This window comes from Streptomyces sp. TRM64462, assembly GCF_013362995.1.
In the GTDB taxonomy this organism is placed as follows: Bacteria; Actinomycetota; Actinomycetes; order Streptomycetales; family Streptomycetaceae; genus Streptomyces.
The window spans coordinates 1-6,120 of record NZ_JABWDV010000001.1 but is presented as its reverse complement, the minus strand read 5'-3'; the positions used below and the strand labels follow the sequence as shown (position 1 = coordinate 6,120).

Genomic DNA, 6,120 nt, shown 5'->3' with positions numbered 1-6,120 from the left:
CCCACGGCCCGGTCACACCTTGCCTTCGGTGCCCTCGGACTCGATCTCGTTCTCCCCGTCGGGGAGGCGCTCGCCCTCCGCCTGGGACGGCGTCGTCCTGGCCACGTCGGGGTGCTCGTCGACAGCCGGCTCCCGCTCGCCCTCCGCCTGGGAGGGAGTGGGGTAGCCCCACGGGTCACTCATGTGTACGCCTCCACACTCGGCCACCCCGCGACCGCACCGGACGGGGGGACGCACGAGTACCCTCCCGCGCCCGCCCCTACCCTCCGCCCTACGGTCCTCCGGTGCTCCCGTCCTCGCCCGGCGCCTCCGCCTGTGCCATGCGCATCTCCATGAGCTCGGTCTCGTACTGGTCGATGACCTCCTCCACCGTGCGGCCGGTGTACTTGGCCACCTCCTTGATGGCGGCGGTCGCCCAGTTCGACAGGGACAGCGCGAAGGCCAGCAGCCCGTCGTCGCCCCGCGCGTGCTTCACGCCGAGGATGTACGCGAGGTTGAGGTAGGGCACGAGATCCGGGGGCTCCGCCGGTGCGCTCTGCCGCAACATGGCGATCGTCGTGTCCGTCGCCTCCTCCCGCAGCGGCAGCAGACGCTCCCGTTCCGCCTGTACCTCGGCGATGAGGCGCCGACGCGCTTCCTTCTCCACGGTGCCCTCCCGGTTGCCAGGGGCCTTCGACGAGCACGTTAGGGGCCCGAGGCACGCGTGGGGCGCTCTTTCGGGGATCCGGACCTGTTCGGCCGTCAGTGAAGCGCCCTGTCACGCACGTTGACGGACGACCGTCCTCCGGTTGTGTCGAACAGGTCTGCGTGGAACGGGACTTCCCTTGACATGCCCGCATCTGAGATCTTGCGCGTCGACCACTTCTTCACCCGGCCCTGCCGGCACCACCCGTGTCGCGGGGCCTTCGGAGGACACATGCTTCCCCACATATCCGCCGGGCTCAGGCGCTCGGCCGTCGTCGCCGCACTCGGCGCCGCCGTCGCTCTGGCGGCCCCCGCGGCCCCGGCCACCGCCACCACCGACGCGCCCGGCGCGGGCCCGTCGGCCACACCCGCGGCCGCATCCGCCACTGCCACCGCCACTGCCACTGCCACTGCCACTGCCACCGCCGCCGCACCGGTGACCGCCGCCGACTGGGCCGCCGGCACCCGCGCGTACCTGGTGATCACGGCGCCGGGTGACACCTCGGCCGTACGGTCCGCCGTCACGGCCAACGGCGGCACGGTGTTCGCGCACTACGACGCGATCGGCGTCGTCGTCGCCCACTCGACGTCCACGGCCTTCGCCGCCACGATGCGCGGCGTCAGCGGCGTCCAGCAGGTCGGCGCGACCCGTACGTCGGACGTGCCCGCCGACGCGTACGCTCCCGCCCTGCCGCCCGCCGCGGCGCAGAGCCCCACGACGCTCACCGAGTCGAACCGCTGGGACATGACCCAGATCAAGGCCGACAAGGCCTGGGCCGTGAGCACCGGCTCCCCCACCGTCACGGTGGGCATCCTGGACACCGGCGTGGACGACCTCCACCAGGACATCGCCCCCAACTTCAACGCGGCCGACTCGGTGTCCTGCGCCTACGGCAGGCCCGACACGCGGCCCGGGGCGTGGCGGGACATCGACACGCACGGCACGCACGTGGCCGGCACGGTCGCCGCCGCGAAGAACGGCAAGGGCGTCATCGGGGTGGCCCCCGGCGTGCGGGTCTCCTCCGTCCGGATCGCCGAGCCCGGCAGCACGCTGTTCTACGCGGAGAACACCGTGTGCGGCTTCATGTGGGCCGGTGACCACGGCTTCAAGGTGACCAACAACAGCTATTACACCGATCCGTGGATGTTCAACTGCCCGGACGACGCCGACCAGGCCGCCATCATCGAGGGCGTGCGGCGGGCCCAGGCGTACGCCGAGAGCAAGGGCTCCCTCCAGGTCGCCTCGGCCGGCAACTCCGACTACGACCTGGCGAACAAGACCACCGACTCGTCGAGCCCGAACGACTCGACGCCGGTGCGCCGCACCCTCACGAACGACTGCATCGACATCCCGGCCGAGCTGCCGGGCGTCGTGACGGTCTCCGCGATGGGCCGCGGCGACGTCAAGGCGTCGTACTCCAACTACGGCCGCGGCGTCATCGACATCGCCGCGCCCGGCGGTGACGGCGCGTACGGCGTGTACTCGACGCTGCCCGGCGGCAAGTACGGCAACAAGAACGGCACGTCGATGGCGGGGCCGCACGTGGCCGGCGTCGCCGCGCTGCTGGCCAGTGCCGACCCGTCGTCCACGCCGGCCGATCTGCGCGCCCGGCTCGCGTCGCAGGCCACCGACACGGCCTGCCCGTCCGACAGCCGCTGCACGGGGACGACCGCGGACAACGGCTTCTTCGGCGAGGGCCAGGTCGACGCGCTGAAGGCGGTCGGCGGCGGTACGCCTCCGACGCCGGGCACGTACTTCGAGAACACGGCCGACGTGGCCGTCACCGACCACGCCACGGTGGAGAGCCCGATCACGGTCTCCGGTGTGACCGGCACGGCGCCGGCGGCGCTGAAGGTCGGGGTCGACATCAAGCACACCTACCGCGGTGACCTCGTGATCTCCCTCGTGGCGCCCGACGGAACCGTCTATCTCCTGGAGGACTTCCCGAACGGCGACGGCGCGGACGACGTCGTCAAGACGTACACGGTCGACGCGTCGGCGGAGACGGCGAACGGCACGTGGAAGCTGCGTGTGCGGGACGGCGCCACCCGGGACACCGGCCGGATCGACGCCTGGAACCTGACCTTCTAGGACGGTCGTCCGGGCTGTTCCGGCCAGGCCTGCCGGCCGCGCATCGGCCGCAAGTACCGAGAAGTCCGAGAGGGCATACCTCTCTGGGCCGATGCGCGGCGGGGCCGCGATGACGCAACGTGGTGAGATCCCTACGGGGCCGGTCCGTACTGCCGCTTGAGCACCGGTGGTTGACGAGGGATCGAGGGAGAACAAGCCATGAGACGACCGTTCGCGTTCCAGTTCGCGGTGCCCGCCGAGGCTCCGGACGCGCCGCCGCCGTACGTGTACGACGCGGCGCTCCAGCTCAACGTGCTGCCCGACGGGCGGCCGGCCATCACGGACCGGGACGTGCTGCTCGCGGCGGGCACGACGACGTCGAAGGCGGGATCCCAGACGCACTTCGACGACTGACCGGCCCGGCGCATCCGATGACCGTGCTGATCCTGACGTGCGAACAGGACGTCACGGCGGACCTGGTCGTGGCCGAGCTCCAGGCCGGGAGCGTTCCGCTGGTGCGTCTGGACCCGGCCGACCTGCCGGGCCGTGCCGCCCTGTCGGCCGAGTACGTGCGCGGCGACTTCCGCGGCTTCCTGTCGGTGGACGGGCGGATGGTGAGCACCGACGCGCTGCGCAGCGTGTGGGTGCGCCGGCCCGGTGTGCCCGCGGCGCGGGCGCCCGACGCGTCGGAGTGGCTGACCGCCGAGACCCGGCAGGCCCTGTACGGGGCGCTGTACTCGACGGACGCCCGGTGGATGAACCACCCGGAGGCGGCCGAGCGTGCCCGGTACAAGCCGTGGCAGCTGCGCGCCGCGCACCGCGGCGGGTTCGCGGTGCCGCCCACGGTGGTCACGACGTTCCCGCGCGTGGCGGAGGAGTTCGCGGAGCGGTACGGGCAGGTCGTGGTGAAGACCCTGTCCGGGCCTCCCCGGGTCGGGCCGCTGCGGATGGACCTGCCGACGGCGCTGGTCGGTCCGGACGCGGACTTCGCGGCCGTCGAGGTCGGACCCACGCTGCTGCAGCGGTACGTCCCCAAGGCGGCGGACATCCGGCTGACGACCGTGGGCGGATGGCTGTCCGCCGCGCGGAAGACGGCGGCGCCCGGTCAGGTCGACGGGCGGTACGGGGAGACGGGGCACGTCTGGGAGGCGGCGGAGGTCCCGGAGCGTATCGCGCGCGCGGTGCGCGCCTACCTGGAGGCGGCGGGCCTCGCGTACGCCGCGTTCGACTTCGCGGAGGACGCGGACGGCGTGTGGTGGTTCCTGGAGTGCAACCAGGGCGGCCAATTCGGGTTCGTGGAGCTGGACACGGGGCAGCCCATCGCGCGGGCCGTCGCGGCGTGGCTGGCGGGCGGGGTCTGACGGCTCCCTGCCTGGTCCCGCGCCTGAACGGGCGGCCTGTGCGCCTCGTACGGGAGGGGGCAGGCTGCGTCGTACGAAGAAGGGGGCCCCGCCGTGACGCGTGTCCGGGTCCGTGTCGGTGTCGGTGTCGGTGTCGGTGTCGGTCGTCCGCGGCCCGGGCGCCGCGGGTTAGCGCGGTTCCGGCCGTCGTGGCGGCAGTTGCTCGGCCTGGTGCTTCTGGTGCTGACGGGGGGCGCGGGCCTGGTGGGGTGGGTGTACGTCACGACGCCCATCCCGGACGTGAACGCCGAGGCGCGCTCGGAGGCCACGGTCTACTACTGGGCCGACGGCACGCAGATGGCGAGCGTCGGGCCGGTCAACCGGCAGAACGTACCGCTGTCCGACATCCCGCCGTCCCTCCAGAACGCGGTCATCGCCACCGAGAACGCCACGTTCTACAGCGACCCGGGCTTCTCCGTGCGCGGCCTGGCGCGGGCCGTGGTGAACATGGCGCGGGGCGGGGAGGTGCAGGGCGGTTCGACGATCACGCAGCAGTACGTGAAGAACACGTATCTGACGCAGGAGCAGACCGCGTCGCGCAAGCTGCGGGAGCTGTGCCTGGCGGTCAAGCTGTCGCGGAGGCTGTCCAAGGAGGAGATCCTCCAGGGTTACCTCAACACGAGCTGGTTCGGGCGGAACGCGTACGGGGTGCAGGCGGCGGCGACGGCGTACTACGGCACGGACGCGCGGAACCTGGACCCGTCGCGGAGCGCCCTGCTGGCCGCGCTGCTGAAGGGCGGTGACCTGTACGACCCGGCGCTCGGCGACGACCACCGGCGCCGGGCGGAGGCGCGGTGGCGGTACGTCCTGGACCGGCAGGTGGAGCTCGGGGTGATGACGCGGGCCGAGCGGGCGGCGTACACGGTGTTCCCGGAGCCGCGCCCGAGGTCCGTCGCGAGCGGTCTGTCCGGGCAGGTCGGCTATCTGGTGGACGCGGCCGACAAGGACCTGCGGAACCGTACGGGCCTGACGGCGCAGGAGCTGGGGCGTGGCGGGTACCGGGTCCGTACGACGTTCGAGCGGGCGGCGGTGGAGCGGCTGCGGCAGGCGGTGGAGGGCGCGCGGGAGGGCGCGGCGGCGGGCGGTGACGTGCAGGTCGGAGCGGGGGGCGGTGACGTGCAGGTCGGCGCGGCGGGCGGTGACGTGCAGGTCGGCGCGGCGGCGGTGCGGCAGGCGGACGGGGCGCTGCTGGCGCTGTACGGGGGGCCCGACGCGACACGGCACTTCAGCAGCAACGCCGACACGGCGGGGGTGCCGGTGGGGTCGGCGTTCACACCGTTCGTGCTGGCGGCGGCCCTGCGGGACGGGGCCGGCCGCGGGACGGTGAGCGGCGCCGGGGGCGGTGACCTGGTCGGTGCGGAGGGCGGCTTCGGGGGCCGTGGACTGGTCGGTGCGGAGGGCGGTGACGGGAGTGGTGCGGGTGTGGCGCGCGGGGCGCCGGCGCTGCGCCGGGCGCTGGTCCGGGGCGACCAGGACGTGTACCGGCGGCTGGGTGCCGCGGTCGGGCTGTCCCGGGTGCGGGACGTGGCCGTGGACACGGGGCTGCTGCCGGGCAGCATGGCCGCGCTGGAGCCGTCGTTCGCGCTCGGTACGTCCACGCCGAGCGCCATCCGGATGGCCGGCGCGTACGCCACGTTCGCGGCCGGCGGGCGGCGCGGCGAGCCGTACTCGGTGACGGCGGCGACCTACCGGGGCGTGCCGCTGGAGGGCCTGGACCGGCCGGAGGCCCGGCAGGTGCTGGAGCCGGACGTGGCCGGCGAGGTGGCGCGGGCGTTGCGGGACGTGGCCGTGGAGGCGGTCGCGCCGGACACGCTGAGCGCCCTGGGCCCGATCGCGGCGGGCCGCACGCGCGCGGACGACGGCCTGCCGGCGGCCTGGTTCGTCGGGTACGGCGGCGACCTTTCGACGGCGGTGACGGCGTTCCGTACGGGCCCCGGGGGCCAGGGGCTGCGGCGGCTGGCCCCC

At 73.8% G+C, this 6,120-nt stretch carries 6 protein-coding genes; 4 read left to right on the top strand and 2 right to left on the bottom strand.

Annotated features, from left to right (window positions below; genetic code table 11):
* Positions 1 to 12: 12 nt before the first annotated feature.
* Positions 13 to 183, bottom strand: coding sequence for a hypothetical protein (locus HTZ82_RS00030; protein WP_175407144.1), 171 nt, complete (start codon positions 181 to 183; stop codon positions 13 to 15).
* Between the two features lie 88 nt (positions 184 to 271).
* Positions 272 to 646: a hypothetical protein gene (locus HTZ82_RS00025; RefSeq protein WP_175407143.1), complete on the bottom strand. Its 375-nt coding sequence runs from the start codon at positions 644 to 646 to the stop codon at positions 272 to 274.
* A 270-nt stretch (positions 647 to 916) separates the two neighbouring features.
* Between HTZ82_RS00025 and HTZ82_RS00020 the strand changes: the two genes are divergently transcribed.
* The 4 genes from HTZ82_RS00020 to HTZ82_RS00005 all read left to right on the top strand — a co-directional run.
* Positions 917 to 2,776: a S8 family serine peptidase gene (locus HTZ82_RS00020; protein WP_175407142.1), complete on the top strand. Its 1,860-nt coding sequence runs from the start codon at positions 917 to 919 to the stop codon at positions 2,774 to 2,776.
* Positions 2,777 to 2,974: 198 nt separating this feature from the next.
* Positions 2,975 to 3,169 (top strand): putative ATP-grasp-modified RiPP, encoded by a 195-nt coding sequence (gene tgmA / locus HTZ82_RS00015; RefSeq protein ID WP_175407141.1) that lies wholly within the window; start codon positions 2,975 to 2,977, stop codon positions 3,167 to 3,169.
* A 17-nt stretch (positions 3,170 to 3,186) separates the two neighbouring features.
* A complete protein-coding gene (tgmB, locus tag HTZ82_RS00010) occupies positions 3,187 to 4,116 on the top strand; it encodes an ATP-grasp ribosomal peptide maturase (RefSeq protein WP_175407140.1) in 930 nt (309 codons plus the stop codon).
* Positions 4,117 to 4,335: 219 nt separating this feature from the next.
* On the top strand, positions 4,336 to 6,120 hold a 1,785-nt coding region (locus HTZ82_RS00005), incomplete at its 3' end, for a transglycosylase domain-containing protein (protein WP_175407139.1).